At 51.5% G+C, this 17,503-nt stretch carries 14 protein-coding genes; 3 read left to right on the forward strand and 11 right to left on the reverse strand.

Annotation, left to right across the window (positions count from 1 at the left end; translation table 11 throughout):
- Window positions 1-252: 252 nt before the first annotated feature.
- Window positions 253-1,728: a S41 family peptidase gene (locus tag KZ483_RS23135; RefSeq protein ID WP_258881389.1), complete on the reverse strand. Its 1,476-nt coding sequence runs from the start codon at window positions 1,726-1,728 to the stop codon at window positions 253-255.
- Window positions 1,729-1,951: 223 nt separating this feature from the next.
- Between KZ483_RS23135 and KZ483_RS23140 the strand changes: the two genes are divergently transcribed.
- Window positions 1,952-2,752: a Cof-type HAD-IIB family hydrolase gene (locus KZ483_RS23140; protein WP_220349944.1), complete on the forward strand. Its 801-nt coding sequence runs from the start codon at window positions 1,952-1,954 to the stop codon at window positions 2,750-2,752.
- A 158-nt stretch (window positions 2,753-2,910) separates the two neighbouring features.
- On the opposite strand, the gene KZ483_RS23145 is transcribed toward KZ483_RS23140, so the two are convergent.
- On the reverse strand, window positions 2,911-4,335 hold the full coding sequence (locus tag KZ483_RS23145; protein WP_220349945.1) for an immunoglobulin-like domain-containing protein: 1,425 nt from the start codon (window positions 4,333-4,335) through the stop codon (window positions 2,911-2,913).
- A gap of 305 nt (window positions 4,336-4,640) precedes the next feature.
- Here KZ483_RS23145 and gpmA point away from each other — a divergent pair, with 305 nt between their 5' ends.
- Complete coding sequence (gene gpmA, locus KZ483_RS23150; RefSeq protein WP_220349946.1) at window positions 4,641-5,372, forward strand: 2,3-diphosphoglycerate-dependent phosphoglycerate mutase; 732 nt, start codon at window positions 4,641-4,643, stop codon at window positions 5,370-5,372.
- 143 nt (window positions 5,373-5,515) lie between these two features.
- Here gpmA and KZ483_RS23155 read toward each other — a convergent pair whose 3' ends face one another.
- From KZ483_RS23155 to KZ483_RS23185, 7 genes are all read right to left on the reverse strand, one after another.
- Window positions 5,516-6,958, reverse strand: a complete 1,443-nt coding sequence (locus KZ483_RS23155; RefSeq protein WP_220349947.1) for an ABC transporter substrate-binding protein — start codon at window positions 6,956-6,958, stop codon at window positions 5,516-5,518.
- Window positions 6,959-7,150: 192 nt separating this feature from the next.
- Complete coding sequence (locus tag KZ483_RS23160) at window positions 7,151-8,227, reverse strand: sulfate ABC transporter substrate-binding protein (protein WP_220349948.1); 1,077 nt, start codon at window positions 8,225-8,227, stop codon at window positions 7,151-7,153.
- A 33-nt stretch (window positions 8,228-8,260) separates the two neighbouring features.
- Window positions 8,261-9,325 (reverse strand): sulfate/molybdate ABC transporter ATP-binding protein, encoded by a 1,065-nt coding sequence (locus KZ483_RS23165; RefSeq protein WP_220349949.1) that lies wholly within the window; start codon window positions 9,323-9,325, stop codon window positions 8,261-8,263.
- Between the two features lie 3 nt (window positions 9,326-9,328).
- A complete protein-coding gene (locus tag KZ483_RS23170) occupies window positions 9,329-10,126 on the reverse strand; it encodes a sulfate ABC transporter permease subunit (protein ID WP_220349950.1) in 798 nt (265 codons plus the stop codon).
- Window positions 10,123-10,929: a sulfate ABC transporter permease subunit CysT gene (gene cysT / locus KZ483_RS23175; RefSeq protein WP_397376226.1), complete on the reverse strand. Its 807-nt coding sequence runs from the start codon at window positions 10,927-10,929 to the stop codon at window positions 10,123-10,125. The genes KZ483_RS23170 and cysT overlap by 4 nt, the downstream gene beginning before the upstream one ends.
- Before the next feature lie 195 nt (window positions 10,930-11,124).
- Window positions 11,125-11,757: a YigZ family protein gene (locus KZ483_RS23180; protein WP_220353632.1), complete on the reverse strand. Its 633-nt coding sequence runs from the start codon at window positions 11,755-11,757 to the stop codon at window positions 11,125-11,127.
- 29 nt (window positions 11,758-11,786) lie between these two features.
- Window positions 11,787-13,136, reverse strand: coding sequence for a glucose-6-phosphate isomerase (locus KZ483_RS23185; RefSeq protein ID WP_220349952.1), 1,350 nt, complete (start codon window positions 13,134-13,136; stop codon window positions 11,787-11,789).
- 530 nt (window positions 13,137-13,666) lie between these two features.
- On the opposite strand from KZ483_RS23185, the gene KZ483_RS23190 reads away from it, so the two are divergent.
- On the forward strand, window positions 13,667-14,641 hold the full coding sequence (locus tag KZ483_RS23190) for an NAD(P)-dependent oxidoreductase (protein WP_220353633.1): 975 nt from the start codon (window positions 13,667-13,669) through the stop codon (window positions 14,639-14,641).
- 196 nt (window positions 14,642-14,837) lie between these two features.
- Here KZ483_RS23190 and KZ483_RS23195 read toward each other — a convergent pair whose 3' ends face one another.
- On the reverse strand, window positions 14,838-15,155 hold the full coding sequence (locus KZ483_RS23195; RefSeq protein ID WP_220349953.1) for a pyrimidine/purine nucleoside phosphorylase: 318 nt from the start codon (window positions 15,153-15,155) through the stop codon (window positions 14,838-14,840).
- Between the two features lie 98 nt (window positions 15,156-15,253).
- The gene (gene tkt / locus KZ483_RS23200; RefSeq protein WP_220349954.1) at window positions 15,254-17,269 is read right to left on the reverse strand and encodes a transketolase; all 2,016 of its coding nucleotides are present in this window, start codon (window positions 17,267-17,269) and stop codon (window positions 15,254-15,256) included.
- Window positions 17,270-17,503 lie beyond the last annotated feature (234 nt).

Here is a 17,503-nt window from a genome sequence, read left to right on the forward strand (position 1 = left end):
TTCCGTGCAGGCTGCAGCACCGGCAGCCCGCGCATTAATAGAAAGAGCTGCCCCCAAGTCACATTGAATGACTTAAGGACAGCCCTGCTTTCGTTCACTATTCGCTTCATTTTTCTTACTGAAGGTCACTGGCTGCATTTTTACTTGCTGACGGTCACCGGCTTCGTTTTTACTCGCTGACGGTCACTTGGTCGGTTTTACGACCGGTCAACTATTGGTTCGTCTTCTTGCTGCCGGAACTACCGATTCGTCTTACTTACTGCCCGCCTCTGCCGCTTCAAGCAGCTCCAGCGCTTTATTCCGCTGCGGGTCTTCCTTGCCAAACTTCTCGCTCAATCGCAGCGTAATCCGGTAAGCCGTCTTATCGTTCATTATACCGGTAACCGGAAGCGCTTCGCCGCGCTGGAATGCTTTGACGGCGTCCGTCGTTTGCTCATCGTAGATGCCTGCTTCATCGCGGATGCTGTAACCGAGCGCCTGCAGCATTTGCTGCGCGGTCTGAACCTTGTCGCCATAATCGCCCGTCTTCAGCTGCAGGCCAGCCGGAAGCCTTGGCAGCAGCGCATATGCCGGGGTAGCGACAGGCACTGTCGGCTTAATGCCTTTCTTGTGGATCCATTGACCGTCGGGAGAGCGCCACTGCGCTTCCGTCAGCTTGAGCACTGAACCGTCGTTCATCTGCCTGAAGTTCTGTACGATCCCTTTGCCGAACGTCTTCTGTCCCACGACAACCGCTTTGGCAGTCGTCTTGAGCGCAGCGGTAAGCACTTCGGCAGAGCTGGCCGTATGATCATCCACGAGGATGGCGATCGGCAGCTTCCAAGGCGTCTTCTGCTCCGATTTGTTCGTAATCACTTTGCTCTCGCCTTTGTAGACGACTTGAACGATGGTATCCCCTTTAGGTACAAACCGGTTTGCGATTTCGATGGTCGGCTCGAGCAGCCCGCCCGGATTGCCGCGCAGATCAATCAGCAGCGCCTTCATGCCCTCCCCCAGCAGCGTATCGACGGCGCGGTTAAATTCCTCCGCCGTTTTGTCCGCAAAGCGCGTAACGACAATTTCGCCGACCTTCCCTTCCTTCATACCGAAAGTGACCGTCGTAATCGGCACATCTCCGCGGGTGACGGGAATTTCGAGCGGCTCGCCCGACCCTTGGCGGCGGATGGACAGCTTAACGATCGTCCCCGTCTTACCCTGCACCAGCTGCTTCAGCTCGGTTAACGTTATGCCCTTTGCCGATTTCCCGTCAACCGCCATAAAAACATCTCCGGACCGCAGGCCCGCTTTTTCCGCGGGAGCGCCTTTAATCGTGCTCTCAATGATAAATTCCCCGTCCTGCTCGCGAATATTAACACCAATTCCGACAAAATGATCGTCGTACGATTGTACGTACTGCTCGCCGGCAGCGCCGGATAAGTAGACCGAGTAAGGATCGTCAAGCGATGCGACCATTCCTTCAGTCGCTCCGTTAACAAGCGACTTCGACTCAGCTCCGTTCAAATAGTTATCCATAATTTCATTATAAGCGTATGATAAATTACCGAACGCAGGCTCTTTCATAATCGGATATTGCAAAATCATCGATACCCTGCCCCCGACAAATCCGATTACGCACACCGCGACCACTACTACGACAAAGGTAACTCTACGCCGCTGTTTTACCGCATTTTGGCCATACATACTCATGTCCATCTCTCCGTTCTCTGCCGCAATGAATCTTTTACTCACTTTATCTTATTCCGGCATATGCCGCAAGCCTGCGCAGGCGGCCTTAATTCTTGTCCGATCATCAACGGTTCACTCGCAGCAAACCGCTCATGACCGGGAGGTACGTAATTACATGCCTTTCGCTGCCGGACCGGAATGCATGGCAAATAACGCTTGTCCGCTCTTCCGATTTCCGCTACAATCAATGCAAACATAAGAGATAGAAGGAGCGGGAGAAACCGATATGTACAAATTGATTGCCATCGACATTGACGACACTTTATTGACCGACGAACTTACAGTAACACCAGGTACGAAAGAGGCGCTTGCCGAAGCGATTGCACAGGGTGTATTCGTTACGCTTGCGACTGGACGGATGTTTCCATCCGCCAAGAAGATCGCCAAGCAGGTTGAATTGAATGTGCCGATCATTACGTACCAAGGCTCGCTTGTAAAGACTCTGCTGGACGAGCAGGTGCTGTATGAACGGAGCGTTCCGAAGGATGCGGCAAAGCAGTTGTTTGATTTTTGCAAAGAACGCGGGCTTCATGTTCAAATGTACGTAAACGATGTTCTTTATGTACAGCAGGACACGGAGAAAGCACGGGGTTACGCAGCGTTATCGAAAATTCCATTCGTTGTCGAGCCCGACTTCAACAAGCTGACCGACAAGCCTTCCACGAAAATGCTTATTATAGACGAGCCCGCTTACCTGGATGAGATTGCAGAGCAGCTCGCGCCTCTAATCGGCGATCGTGTACACATTACCAAATCCAAACCTCATTACCTTGAATTTACGCATAAGGAAGGCACCAAAGGCCACGCGATTGCATTTATGGCCGAGCATATCGGTTGTACGATGGATGAAGTAATCGCCATCGGAGATTCCTGGAACGATCACGAGATGATCGAAGCTGCGGGCCTGGGTGTCGCCATGGAGAATGCCCTTCCGAAGCTTAAGGAAATCGCTCAATTCGTGACCAAATCCAATAACGAAGAAGGCGTTCGCCACGTCATTGAGAAGTTTATTCTTAATAAAGCGTAGCACAATAATTAAGAAGGACTGAGTCCGAAGTGAATTATCGCTTCAGGCTCAGTCCTTCTTCTCTGCAACCCTGCATGTTTGCGGAACGGGGCTGTTTGCTCCAAAAAAAGGCCTGCTCCTCGCCGCCTCAGCGGCGGAAGGGCAGGCCTTTCGACTTGTTATGGAAGCTGCTTCACGGTAAGCTTGAACATCTTAACATCGCCGACTCCATTATTGCTGATGTATCCCATCATCGTTACGTTGATATCTCCGCTTCCCTTGGCAGGCCGGTTTACAACCGTTCCGTTATCGGAAATGACGGAGGGGTTCGTGGAATACCAGATGATCGTGCTGCCGTAGTAGCCGCTCACCGGAAGTCCGATCGGTTTCGTGACGGAAACCGCGGAATCCTGGTCTGCGAAAGTAATATTCAGGTCCGCTTTATCGGCAGCAACCTTCTCGGCGTTCGTAAATTCCTGTTTCACCGTCAGGAAGAACACTTTCACATCCGTGAAGCCATTGCTTGTCAGAACTGCGGTAAGTGCCACGGGCATATCACCGGATCCAAGAGCGGGACGTTGGATTGTTTTCCCGTCGGCGGATAATATATTAGGCGCGCTGGAGGTCCAAGTTATGACCGAGCCGTTCAGCCCTGCCGCAGGCAGAAGGTCCAATGGCCGGGTAACCCGGCTAATTGTATCCGAACCGCCGTAATCAATATCAAGGGCAGCTTTGTCAGCCGCGACCTTTTCTGCATCCGTTAACTGCTGTTTAACGGTCAAACGAAACGTCTTCGCCTCGGAGGCCGTGTTGTTAACGATAATAGCAGTCATTACGACGACTGTGTCGCCACTGCCCGAAACCGGTCGATTGACCGTCTTTCCATCATTGGAAATTACCGTCGGAGAACCGGAGTACCAGGTTATTGTCGAGCCGTTCTTGCCTGTGGCCGGAAGCATCTTTAACGGCTGGGTGACGCTGTCCGCGTTATCCGTGCCGTTGAATGCAATTTGCAGCGCGGCCAAGTCGGCCGACACCTTTTGCGCATCCGTCAGAGATACAGGGGCCGCTTTCACGATCAAAGTGAAAGTTTTGGTTGCCGTTGCCTGATTGTAGCGAAGGGTAGCAGTCATTACGACGGTTTCATCCGCAGACAGCGGCCGCTTAACGGTCCGTCCGTCACTGGAAACAACATTCGGTTTATTGGAGCTCCAAGTAATGGCTGAGCCTTTATTCCCTCTTGCCGGCAGTCCGACCGCAGTCGTTACCCAATCTGTACGGTCGCCGCTGCCGAAGCGGATTTGCAGAGCTGCCTTATCCGCAGAAACACGCGCAGCATCGGTTAAAGCTTGGCTGCCGTCACCCTTATCCTTTTCGCATTTCTCCCGCTGCTTTTCGATGTTTTCCTTTATTGCCTCTATTGCTTGTTTATTCTTTACTTTCTTGAGCGCATTAAGCAAGCCCGGCGGAATCTGACCGCATTCCTTGACATTCTTCTCCGGTCCCTTGCCGTTCTTATGATTACTTGTGCTGCCGTGAGCCAATACACTGCTGCTGAAAAGAAACATTGAACATACGACGATTAACGACAACCACTTCTTCATGACCCGACCACTCCTCTAATTGGACATTTGGTAAATACTTCATTACCAAGAGGATTCGTCATGGGATGGTATTTTGTGGGGGTATCCTCAAGACAAAAAAATGTTTGTACCACTTCTAGGACGATACAAATCATCTCTATCTTACTCAGTGAGTATCCGTGATAAGCGGCATGAGCAGCAGTAAACCAGTGGTTACTAAGCTGCGGTTATTTATTAAAGAGGCTTCCCGCTGAAATTAGTGGATTTCCACAGGTTGCTTATATAATAAAATTATGTGAATTTCTTCAGAAAAAAGAGAAAAAGGGATGATTAAACTCGTATTCATTCGTCACGGTCAAAGCGTATGGAATTTGGAAAACCGGTTTACGGGTTGGACGGATGTCGATCTCTCCGCCACCGGCCTTGAGGAAGCCAGAAGAGCGGGACATATTTTGCGAAAGCACGGATACCTCTTTGACGCCGCTCACACCTCCGTGCTGAAGAGAGCCATTAGAACGCTATGGATTATTCTCGATGAGATGAATCTCATGTGGATTCCGGTCAATAAATCGTGGCATTTAAATGAGAGGCACTACGGCGCGCTTCAGGGGTTGAACAAAGCGGACACCGCCTTGAAATACGGAGACGATCAGGTGCATATATGGCGAAGATCGGTTGATGTGAGGCCCCCTGCCCTTGAGAAAACAGACCCGCGGTACGAAGCCTCCGAGCCAAAATACCGCGGGATAGAAGATAAGGTCCCTTTAACGGAAAGTTTGGCCGATACCGAAGCAAGGGCATTGCTTTATTGGCGCGAAGCTATCGAACCGGCACTCAGCTCCGGCCGGAGGATCCTCATAGCTGCGCATGGAAATACGATAAGGGCTCTTGTGAAATATCTTGATGACATACCGGGAGACGGTATTGCCAGGCTCAATATACCGACGGGAACGCCGCTCGTCTACGAATTAACCGACGATTTGAAGCCGCTCCGGCATTACTTTTTGGGTGAAGACGGCGCGATCGAGGGCCGTTCGGTTACAGATCCGTGGTTCTAATCCCGCGGTTTCAGGTGCCCTCCGCTATCATTGCCGACAAAGGTCCTTGTCCTTCGCTTGATGCAGACGGACAAGGACTTTTGCTTAATATACAATATGATAGGCGTCAATTCATTCGGTCATACAGCCGGTTTTGTCCTTATTTAATTTGTACCACTCGCCGTCTTCTCCGTTACTGCCGCCTCGGCCGGTTTATCCTTCTGTTTGGCCTGTTCTTGAACCATTATTTGCTGGCCCTTGGTTTGCGCCGTTGCAAGCGCATCGTCAAGCGACTTCTTACCGGCGAATGCGCTCTTCAGCTCTTCCTGAGCGATATTCATAAACTGCATAAAGAAATTTTGCGGCAGCTTGTCGTAATCTTTATAAATGGATGATTTCGCCGGCTTCAAGCTGTAGAATGCCTTCATATTGTGATTGTCGTCGTCCTTTATATAATTGGTTCGAACCGGGAAACTGCCGTCTTGAAGCTTTGAAGTGACCCTCGCATATTCGTCGCTTGTCACATAGCGTATGAATTCTTTGGCTGCTTCTGTATTGACGGACTTTGCGTTAACCGCGAAAATTTGATTGAATGACATATTCGGGCTCGAATCCGGACTTTGCGGATCGACAGGTACAGTAACTATGTCCCAGCTTTTGATCGCTTTATCCTTTACTCTAGTCTGCGACTCCTTAATCTGGCCAATAAAATATGCGCCTTCGAGCTTCATCGCCACCTTCCCCGCAATGAATGGGTCACGCAGGAGGTAATCCTCATAAGTTTGGGAAGAGGTGTTCATACCATTCGGGTCTTCGGTATATAGAGCGCCGGATTTCAGTCCGTTCATCGCCGTCTGAAATACATTCTTCCAGGCAGGAGAATTAATAGTCACCTGCTTGCTCGCGGCATTCACCATGCTCAGATTCTGCGAGGCACCGATCATACTGCCTAATTGATAAAGCTCGCCGTTATAACCAAGACTGAGTCCGTAGACCCGCTTGTCCTTCGCACCGTCTGTCGGGAACCGCTGCGCCAGCTCAAACAGCTTGTCCCAGCTCATCCGATCTTCCGGCAAAGGGATACCATATTTATTGAACAGATCTTTATTATAGAAAATAGCCTGGCTGTAAAAACTGCTGGAGAGGCCGTAGATTTTCCCTCCGCCCAGCTCCTTCATATAATCCAGGAGACCCGGAATGAGCGTTTCTTTATTATAAGTTTTTTCTTCCGTCATCGTATCCAACTCAAGGAGCTTGCCATCCTCGGCGTATTCGGTAAGCTGCTCCGGAGTGAGCATGAGCACATCCGGCTGCTTCTCATCGATAAATTTATCAAATTCGGCTTTCATATCTTTCTGTGGATCGTAGGGACCCGATTGTTGATTGGTAACGACAGTGATATCCACTTCAGGGTGAAGTGCGGAATATACCATACCAAGCTGACTGTAAAAGGATCTTTCATCGTAATACATCACCTTTAGCGCCGATTTTTCCTCGCTCTTCTGCGCGCCGCCTCCGATCAGATTACAGCCTGAGAGGACTGCTGACATACTTAGGACAGTAATCAGACCGATGCGTTTGTAGCTAAAGCTCTTCAATTCATCCACTCCATTTCCAAATAAGTAAATTAACTTCCAAATTCTTCTTATTGTAACATACCACATCCTACCAAAACCTAATTTTCCCTTAAATTATTAATAAAGAAATAGTGAACGCTCCTTAGCTCAGTCAGCAATGAAAAACACCCTGTCCGAAGGTATTCTTCGGACAGGGTGCGTGCGGATCTGCCTATGGAAACATTATATTCCAGCCAGCACCTGATACCAGACGCCTTTCGGTGAATACAGCGTTTTGCGTACGTAATCCCATCCGCCCAAATAACTGATATCGAACAAATCGGGCGGATTCTTAAACTGGCTTGCCACCTCGGACATGACTTTATCGTCTACCGGACGGAAGCCGAAATCGGCAAATATCCGCTGCGCTTCATCGCTGTACAGATAATCGAGAAACGCTTCCGCCACCTTCCGCGTACCGTGTTTATCGACATTAACATCGACGAGGGCGGCTGGATTTTCAATCAGAATCGTGGACTTTGGTACGATGACCTCATACGGGACTCCCTGCTTGATTCGTGCAAGCAGCTCGTTCTCGTAGGTTACAATCACATCGCCTACGCCATATTCGAACGCGGCCATGGAAGCGCGGCCGCTCTTGTCGAGCGATTCCACATTCCTGTGGATCCGCTCCAGAAACGCCTTTGCGTAAGCCGGATCCTTCTTGCCGGTTTCCTCTTCGGACTTCTTCAGCCCCGCGCCGTACATCGCATTAATGTCCCACTGGGCGCCTCCGGACGTCTGCGGGTTCGGATACAGAACCTTGACGCCGTCCTTGGTCAAATCCTCCCAGTCATGAATTCCTTTTGGATTGCCCTTTCTGGTTCCCATTACAGCGATTGAGCGCGTAATCATCCCATCGTGCGGCTCGGATTTCTTCCAATCGTGCGTGATCAATCCGGCTTTCTTGATTTTATCAATATCGCCTTCCATGGCGAGCACGGCCACATCCGCCTCGAATCCGCCGGCTATCGCTCTTGCCTGCGTTCCCGACGCTTCGTATGATTCCTGGAATACGACATTCTGGCCGGTCTTGGCTTTCCACTCGGCTTGAAATTTCGGCAGCAATACCTCAAATGCATCCTTCGCAACGGAATAGGCGCCGATGACCAGCGTCACATCGCCCTTCTTACCTGAAGTTTCTACCGTGCTGCCGTCCGGATTCTGCTCGTTTCCGCCGCATGCTGCAGCAAGCAGCAGGGAGAGCGCTGCGAATGCCGCGGCAGCTATCCGCCATCCTTTTGTAAGGGCAGGTCTCATCGTGTACACAACGCTTTCTATAAAGAAAAGTAGTTAAATATGAACCGGCATTGGGTCTTCCTTCAGCTTGTTTTCCATGATCCAGGTATCGCTGTCATTGAACAAATAAGCGCGGTGAATAAGTACGCTCACTTCATCGCCCGGCTTCAGCACATCCTTCTCCAGGGAGCGGTAAGTAATCAGCTTGATATCGCCCACCTCTACCTCAACCATCCACTCGCTGCCGCGGAAGTGCAAATGCTTTACTGTGCCGAGTGCAGTAGCGGATGGGATGCGGAACTCACTGCGTTTTCCGATTTCAATATATTCAGGACGGATGAGAGCTTGCGTACCCGGCCAGCTGGAGGCATCTTCAAAGCCTTTAAGTCTCTCCACTTGCTCTACGATCGTCGATTCGCCGATGAAGCTGGCGACGAATTGAGTTTGCGGATTTTTGTAAATATCCCACGGCGACCCTTTCTGCTCGAGCCGGCCTTTATTGATGATCATAATCTCATCGGCAACCTCTATGGCCTCATCTTGGTCATGGGTAACGAAAATCGAGGTGATACCGACACGCTCGATCATGTCCTTCAGCCATGTACGAAGCTCGGTGCGGATTTTCGCATCGATCGCCGCGAAAGGCTCGTCGAGCAGGAGCAGCTGCGGCTCCGGCGCAAGAGCACGCGCGAAAGCGACGCGTTGGCGCTGCCCTCCCGAGAGCTGATGCGGATAGCGGTGCTCGAAACCTTTAAGACCGGTTAACTCCACCAAGGACATGACGCGTTCGCGAATCGCATCCTTCGACTGCCTCTTCACCTTAAGTCCGAATGCAATGTTATCATAGACGGTCATATGCTTGAAGAGAGCATAGTTTTGAAATACAAATCCAATGCCGCGTTCCTGCGGCGGCAGGTCGTTCACCCGTTTACCGTGGAAAATGATATCCCCCGACGAAGGCATCTCAAGTCCCGCCAGCATGCGTAAAATCGACGTTTTGCCGCCGCCGCTCGGTCCGAGCAGGCCAATGAGATGGCCTTTTTCAATTTCAAAGCTGACGTCTCGAACGGCTTTAAAATCACCGAACTCCTTATTTAATCCGCGCACCTCGATATGCATCGCCTAATGCACTTCCTTTCGCTTTTTGGCCCATTCCATAAGCAGCAGTAAACCGACCGAGAAGGCGGCCAGCACCAGTGCCAAGCTGCTCGCTGCCGTTACATTGAAATTCTCGACATCCTGATACACCAATGTTGTCGCCGTCTGTGTCTTGTTCATGATGTTGCCCGAGACTACAAGTACCGCTCCGAATTCGCCCAGCGAGCGTGCCACGGTCAGCACCACGCCATAGATGACGCCCCAGCGGATCGAAGGCCAGGTAACATGCCAGAACGTGTACCACGAGTAGGAACCGAGCGTTGAAGCCGCTTCTTCCTGCTGCACTCCGATTTCCTGCAGCACCGGCATAACCTCGCGCACCATCAGCGGGAAGGTGACGAACAGCGTGGCAAGTATCATGCCCGGCAGGGCGTATACCACCTTAAACCCGATATCTTCAAAGAATGCCCCAATAACTGAATGCGGACCCAGAATAAGTACAATCATCAGTCCGCCGATAACCGGCGATACTGCAAACGGCAGGTCGACTATGCTGTTAAGAAGCTGTTTTAGCCGCTGCCCCAGCCAGGTGGCCCGGACGAGATAAAGCGCCAGCATAATGCCGAAAATCGTATTAATGACTGTCACGACTGCGACGATAATTCCTGTCATCATAAGTGCGTGAAGAGATTGCTTCCGCGTGAGCGCTTCTGCGAAGCCGCTCCAGCCTTCCGCCCATGACCCCGTAAAAATTTTCACGATCGGGGCAATCAGCAGAATGAGAAATACGGCATATGTTAAGGAGATCCACAGCTTTTTCATTTGCCGAGCCTCCTCGATTGGACGAGGTTGACGGCCCATAGAATAATGAACGACAGCGTAAGCAGCAGCACTGAGGCCGCGGCAGCGCCCATTGTATTATCGCTCTCGATTTCGCCGAAAATATAAACCGCAGCAATCAGCGTCTTGCCCGGGATATTGCCCGCCACAAGCACTACCGCTCCGAATTCCGCCAAGGCTCTGGAGAACGCAAGCATTGCGCCGCTTAAGATACCGGGCAGCATCGAAGGGAATACCACTTGAAAAAACGTTCTCGCTCTCGATGCGCCCAGCGTATAGGACGCTTCCTCCTCCGTTTTGTCCAGTTCTTCCAGCAGCGGCTGAACCGCCCGGATGACAAAAGGAAAAGTGACGAAAATCATCGCTATAATGATAGCCGGCTCATGGAACACAATATCGAATCCCAGCTTGCCAGCCAATCCGCCGACAAAGCTGTTTGGTCCGAGCAGCAGCAATATCATCAGGCCTCCGACTGCTGTTGGCAGCGCAAAGGGCAAATCGACAAGACTGTTCAATAATCGACGTCCCGGAAACCGGTAGCGGATGAGCACCCAACCGATCATCGTGCCTAGAAAAACGTTGATGACCGTAGCGATGACCGAAAGCTTGAGCGTCAGAAGAACCGCTTTCCAGGCCAACGGGTCGGTGATGCTTTCCCAGAAGGGCTCCCAGCCCAGCGTGAACGCTTGCGAATAAATCCCTAAAATCGGCAAAACAATAAGAACGACAAAATAGAGCATGATGGTGCTGCGAAACCCAAAACTCCACCAGCGGCTGCGCATCATGAAATTCAAGCTGACTTACCCCCCGGCGCTTTCCTTATAGAATCGCGCTAATTCCTATTAATTTACTCGGTATTAATAATGTAGCAGACAGCAGCTTGTCCAGTCAATCCTGAATATAAGAAAAAATGATCAACTCCATGAAAAAAACTAAACTCCCCGTTCGGTTCCCCGGGGAGTTTAGTAAGTACAAGGAGATCAGTCTCCTTCGACATAATATCTGGTTTCACCACTCGTGATAATCGCTTGTCCTTGCGTCACATCCGTCATCCAGGCGGTAAAGCGCCCGGCGTCCTGTGCTTCGGGCAGGCAGGTGATGACTACCCTGTCTGTAAATTCGGTCCCGCCAACCTTCCAGCCGCCGGCATGAAGCTCATTCTCCAGCTTGCCGTACCACGTGTAATCGACATCGACGAATATTTCCTGATGCAGCACCTTGACGATCGGCCCGGCCGCTTCAATTGCCGCTACCGCTCCGTCCGTATAAGCACGAATCAATCCGCCCGCTCCGAGCATAATACCGCCAAAGTAGCGCGTCACGACAATTACGACATTTTTCAGAGCCTGATGCTTAATCACCTCGAGAATCGGTTTCCCTGCTGTCCCGCTCGGCTCCCCGTCATCGGACTGCTTCTGGCATTCATCCCGTTCGCCTATTACATAAGCGGAGCAGTTGTGTGTGGCATTCCAGTGGAGTTTCTTAATCTCCTCAATGAAAGCGGCGGCTTCCGCTTCGTTGTGCACCGGTTTACCGTATCCGATGAAGCGCGACTTCCTGATCACAATTTCCTTACTGGCCTGCTGCCGAAGGGTCTTGTAGCTGCTTAGCATGTCAGCCGCATGCTCCATGGCTTATGGTTCTACAATCGCGCTTCAAGCTCGGCTTTCTCTTTCTCGTAGCCGGGTTTGCCGAGCAGGGCGAACATGTTCTTCTTGTATGCTTCCACGCCTGGTTGGTCGAACGGATTCACTCCGAGCAGGTAGCCGCTGATGCCGCATGCTTTCTCGAAGAAGTAGACCAGGTAGCCAAACGTATATGGTGACATATCTGCAATATTAACGATAAAGTTTGGCACTTGTCCGTCCGTATGGGCAAGAAGAGTTCCTTCGAACGCTTTCTTGTTGACGAAATCCATCGTTTTGCCGGTTAAGAAATTAAGCCCGTCCAGATCGTCCGCGTCATGTCCGATCGAGATATGCTCCTGTACGTTCTCAACCTGAATAACGGTTTCAAAGATATTCCGGCTGCCCTCCTGGATGAACTGCCCCATGGAGTGAAGATCGGTGGAGAAATCGACGGAAGCCGGATAGATGCCTTTATAATCCTTACCTTCGCTCTCACCGTACAGCTGTTTCCACCATTCCGAAACAAAATGCAGCGCCGGCTCGTAGTTCACAAGAATTTCCGTCGTTTTGCCTTTGCGGTACAAAGCGTTGCGCGCTGCCGCATATTGATAAGCCTCGTTCTCGGCAAGGCTTGGGTTGCCGTATTCCTGCGAGGCATCGGCCGCGCCCTTCATCATCGCTTCGATGTCGATGCCGGCTGCTGCGATCGGAAGCAAGCCGACAGCCGTCAGTACGGAATAGCGTCCGCCTACGTCGTCGGGAATAACGAACGACTCATAGCCTTCTTCGGAAGCAAGCTTCTTCAATGCTCCTTTGGCGCGGTCTGTCGTTGCATAGATACGCTTGCGAGCTTCGGCTTTGCCGTATTTGGACTCGAGCGCTTCGCGGAAGACGCGGAACGCGATCGCCGGTTCGGTAGTCGTACCCGATTTGGAGATGACGTTGATCGACCAGTCACGGCCTTCGAGCAGTTGCAGCAAATGAGTTACATATGTAGAGCTGATATTGTTGCCCGCGAAAAGCACCTGCGGCGTCTTGCGCTGCTCCTGCGGCAGCAGATTATAGAAAGAGTGCGACAGCATTTCAATCGCTGCACGAGCCCCGAGATAAGAGCCGCCGATGCCGATAACAATCAACACCTCGGAGTCGGATTTGATTTTTGCTGCGGCCTTCTGTATTCGCGAAAACTCTTCTTTGTCATAATTGTTCGGAAGATCGATCCAACCGAGATAATCCGCTCCCGCGCCGGTTCCCTTATGCAGCTGTTCGTGGGCAGCCCGTACCTGCTCGGATAAATTGTCGATTTCGTGCTGACCGATAAAGGTCAACGCTTTGCTGTAGTCAAATTTTACGGCTTTACTCATGGAATATGAAACCTCCTAAAAGTTTTTTGCGATGCTTCCCGAGTATTCTACTCGGCCGAGCAAAAAACCCGCTTCGGAAGCATACACTTAGTTTTTTGCGATGCTTCCCGAGTATTCTACTCGGCCGAGCAAAAAACTCGCTTCGGAAGCATACACTTAGTTTTTTGCGATGCTTCCTGAGTATTCTACTCGTCGAGCAAAAAACTCGCTTCGGAAGCATACACTTAGTTTTTTGCGATGCTTCCCGAGTATTCTACTCGTCGAGCAAAAAACTCGCTTCGGAAGCTTACGCTTAGTTTTTTGCGATGCTTCCTGAGTATTCTACTCGTCGAGCAAAAAACTCGCTTCGGAAGCATACACTTAGTTTTTTGCGATGCTTCCCGATATGCTCGTGCCTGTCCCTCTTGCGCTAGCATAAGAATAATGGATTTTATATGCAAACACAAGGTAATCAAGGGCCAGATTCTTCTCCGTCCCGATTTGTGATAAAATGGGTAAATCATAAAATCGGCTACAGGGAGATGGTAGAAATGCAGAAAATCGGGTTTATCGGATTGGGTGTAATGGGTGCACCAATGGCGGCAAATTTGCTTCGCAAAGGGTACAATGTGACAGTTTACAACCGTACGCCGGGCAAAGCGGACAAGCTCCTGGAGCTAGGCGCGGCCGAAGCTCAGACCCCGGCGGCAGTCGCCCGCGCATCGGAGCTGGTCATCACGATGATCAGCAATGACGACGCGATTCAGGAAGTTTATTACGGACAAGACGGGCTGCTAAGCGGACTCATGCCTGACACGATCGTAGTAGACAGCAGCACCATTTCCCCTTCCTTGGCTCGGCAGCTGGCCGCGGATGCGGCGGCGAAGTCGGCCGATTTCCTCGATGCTCCGGTTACGGGCAGCAAGCCGGCGGCCGAAGGCGGCTCGCTTGTATTTATGGTCGGCGGCGAATCAGACATACTGGAACGGGCTTCGGACGTGCTGCTTGCCATGGGCCGCAAAGTAATACCTATGGGACCAAGCGGCAGCGGCGCTACGGCGAAGCTGGCGCACAATACGATCGTCGGCATAAACGCTGCCGCATTGGTTGAAGGAATGGCTATAGCCGCAAGCGGCGGTATCGACGCTTCCTCTTTTCTTGAGCTGGTTCAATCCGGCGGAGCCGCGAGCAAAATAGCTGAATTGAAAGGACCGAAGCTGCTGGACCGCGATTTCAGCGTTCAATTCTCACTCGCTCTCATGCTGAAGGATCTCCGTCTCTCCTCGGTGCTCTCGGATCAGTTGAAAACGCCGACTCCGGTTCTCGAGACGGTTAAGGGTCTGTTCCAGATCGGGGATTCCATGGGTCTCGGCGATTTGGATCTCTCTGTGCTTGTTAACTGCTACGAGCAGTGGATCAACAAGCCAATCACCGGTAATGGACCGGCCGATCAAACAGAGCGCGAACTTGCAGCCGCTTCCGAAGCCGATAGACAAGTTACCGATTCCGGTAATAACAGGCCATAATCGGCTTGAATCCGCGCGTCGGAGCTCAGGGCATACGGCAATGTTCTATAAAAAAAGCTGTTCCTCCCGTTCAACAAACGGAAAGGGTGCAGCTTTTTTTCAATATTACGCCATTACGCTTTGAAGTACTTAACCAAGCGAGAAAGGCACCTGCGCAAAATGGTTCGTGCGGAGCCTTAGGACGTTTCACACTTCGTTATTCTTTAATATAAGAGCAGCAATAATCGGCAGCCGATGCCACCTGCAGCTTGAATTTGGAATTCGCCGGAACGGTAAACTCGCCTTCGCCGGAAATCGAGATCCACTCCGCATCTCCGGGTAGAAGAACCTTCAGGTCCCCTCCAAGAATCTCCATGATTTCTTTCTCTTCCGTACCAAATTCGTACTCGCCCGGCATCATGATACCTAATGTCTTCTTCGTGCCGTCCGGAAACAGCACGGTGCGGCTCGTTACTTTACCATCGAAATAGATGTTTGCTTTTTTTACGATCGTGACATTCTCAAATTGGGACATAGGTTGCGCAGTTCTCCTTTAAGTATAATAAAACGGGGCTTGAACCGCTGTGCAAGCGTCCAGCCCCGCAATGTAGATGTGCGGTAAACGCGCCAGGACTACAGAAGCGCTTTTACTTTACTGACGACATTCGCAACCGTAAAGCCGTATTCTTCGATCACGCGGTTGCCCGGTGCCGATGCGCCGAATGTGTTAATCCCGAGAATTGCGCCTTTGTCGCCCACATAACGCTCCCAGCCGAACGGTGATGCCATTTCGACAGCCAGACGCGCTTTGACGTCCGGAAGCAATACGGAGTCTTTGTAAGCTTGCGGCTGCTGCTCGAACAGATTCCAGCTCGGCATGCTGATAACGCGGACCTGAATACCTTCAGCGGCAAGCGCCTGCTGCGCGGCAACGGCTAGCTGAACTTCGGAGCCGGTGGCAATAATTTGCGCTTTCGGATTTCCGTCAGCCGCATCGGATACGACATAAGCACCTTTCGCAATGCCTTCGCGGGCATTCGTATTCGTGCCTTCAAGGATAGGCAGGTTCTGGCGCGTCAATACGAGCGCGACCGGACTGCTGTTGTTCTCCAGCGCATAAGCCCACGCCGCCGAAGTCTCATTCGCGTCTGCAGGACGGATAACAGTGAGATCGGGAATGATGCGCAGCGAGGCAAGCTGCTCGATCGGCTCATGCGTCGGGCCGTCTTCACCAACCGCGATGCTGTCATGAGTCAATACGTACACCACAGGCAGCTTCATGATCGCCGCCAGACGTACTGCCGGACGGAGGTAGTCGGTAAATACGAAGAAAGTTCCGCCATATATTTTCAACCCGCCATGGAGGGAAATCCCGTTCATAGCGCCGGCCATTGCGAATTCACGAACGCCGTAGTAGATGTTGCGGCCGTCGTAGCTGCCCGGTTTAAATACAGGCAAGCCTTTGAGATGAGTCATGGTCGAGCTTTCAAGGTCAGCGGATCCGCCTGCGAGATTAGGTACGTTCTTTGCTAATCCGTTTAATGCGTTTCCGGAAGCGACACGAGTCGATACCGGCTTGTCCGCAGTGGAATAGACCGGCAAATCCTTATCCCAGCCTGAAGGCAGCTTACCGCTGGTCGCAGTTTCGAATTGCGCAGCCAGATCGGCATGGGCCTCCTTGTAGGAAGCGAACAGAGCATTCCACTCCGCGTTTGCTTTCTCGCCGTTTGCTTTTACTTCCGCAAAGTGCGAACGTACTTGATCCGGTACGAAGAACGGTTCATTCTCCCAGCCGTAGACTTCTTTCGTAAGCTTAGTTTCCTCCGCGCCGAGCGGGGAACCGTGCGGGCCGGCATGACCGCCTTTGCCGCCCTTGTTCGGACTGCCGAAGCCGATTACCGTCTTCACTTCGATCAGCGTCGGTCTGCCGCTTTCCGCTTGGGCGGACGCGACTGCTTTCGCCAGCGCATCCAGGTCGTTGCCGTCTTCGACGCGCAGCACCTGCCAGCCGTATGCTTCGAAGCGCCCTTGGACGTTTTCTGAGAACGACAGATTCAGTTCGCCGTCAAGGGAAATATCGTTCGAATCATAAAGAACGACCAATTTGCCAAGCTTCAGATGGGCTGCGAGCGAAGCCGCTTCGCTTGCTACGCCTTCCATCAGATCGCCATCGCCGCAAATCGCATACGTGTAGTGATCGATTACGTTAAAGCCTTCTTTATTATATGTTGCACCGAGATGGGCTTCGGCCATCGCCATACCGACTGCCATTGCGACGCCTTGACCAAGCGGTCCGGTTGTCGCGTCAACACCCGCCGTGTGGCCGAATTCCGGATGACCCGGAGTTTTGGAGCCCCATTGGCGGAAGCTTTTAAGTTCTTCAAGCGGCAGGTCGTAGCCCGACAAATGTAACAGACTGTACAGCAGCATCGAGCCGTGGCCCGCCGATAGAACAAAGCGATCGCGGTTAATCCAGCTCGGATTGGACGGATTATGTTTCATGTTCTTTGCAAACAATTGGTAACCCATCGGAGCCGCACCCATTGGCATACCCGGGTGACCGGAATTCGCTTTCTCAACGGCATCGATCGAGAGCGTGCGGATCGTGTCGATAGAAAGCTGGTCAATGGACTTTTGAGTGACTGTCATTGCGTAAATTCCTCCCATTTCCTATTTACCGATTTTAGAATTCTTTCTGTCTATTGCGCAGTTTAATGCGCACTGGCTTTGAAATATTGTACCATTACATTTCAGCCATTTCCATCCTTAATGAGGTAAAGCGGTCAAAAGTTATCGGCACCCCCGCCTGTCTTGTCCACACTTATATACCAAATCATCCAAAGCTATTTTTGAACAAAGAGTTCCGTTCTCATTGAATTCAGA

It is taken from the genome of Paenibacillus sp. sptzw28 (genome assembly GCF_019550795.1).
Lineage (GTDB): Bacteria > Bacillota > Bacilli > Paenibacillales > Paenibacillaceae > Paenibacillus_Z.